General features: G+C 40.7%; 1 protein-coding gene. It reads left to right on the top strand.

The window, feature by feature from the left end:
* Positions 1 to 653: YehR family lipoprotein (locus FDW94_RS23530; protein WP_212734174.1), on the top strand; the 653-nt coding region annotated here is incomplete at its 5' end.
* Positions 654 to 675: the final 22 nt, after the last annotated feature.

Raw genomic sequence — 675 nt, 5'->3', positions numbered from 1 at the left:
AAGCGCTGCAACCGCAGCGCTTTTTTTTTGCTACGCAAGTGCTTCCTCTAATCTTAACCCCTGCTCCATTTTCGGACTGCTTCGTTGTTAATATTAGATTTATTCTATACTGCTCTGGTATCAAGGTAGTCCGGGCTCACCAGATTCGTGGACGTTATTATTTAACATCCGATATTCATGAAATGGAGTTTTACATGAAAGCGTTACAAAAATTATTTTCTCTCGCCATGGCATCGATTGTGGTTTTTTCCCTGGCGGGATGTGGTGATAAAGAAGAGACAAAAACATTCAATGCCAACATTAATGGTTCTGATATCACCGTCTCTTACACCTATAAAGGTGATAAGGTCCTGAAGCAAATCTCCGAAAGTAAAATTAGCTATGCGTCAGTCGGTGCCAGCAATAAAGAGGAAGCAGCAAAAGTATTCGACGCATTAAGCGCCAAATATCAGAATATTCCTGGCATAGAAGAAAAACTCACCTATTCAGATACCTACGCGCAAGAAAATGTCACTATCGATATGGAAAAAGTTGATATAAAAGCGTTGCAGGCCATTTCAGGGATGAAGCTATCTGAAAACGCCGATAAAAACATCAGCATGAAGCAAATGCAAACGGTAATGGAATCGGCGGGTTTTAAAGAAGTGAAGTAAACCATTGGCGACCCGATGTTAA

Source organism: Citrobacter sp. wls757, from assembly GCF_005280935.1.
GTDB classification, from domain to species: domain Bacteria; phylum Pseudomonadota; class Gammaproteobacteria; order Enterobacterales; family Enterobacteriaceae; genus Citrobacter; species Citrobacter portucalensis.
This window is presented reverse-complemented; position numbering and strand designations above follow the sequence as displayed.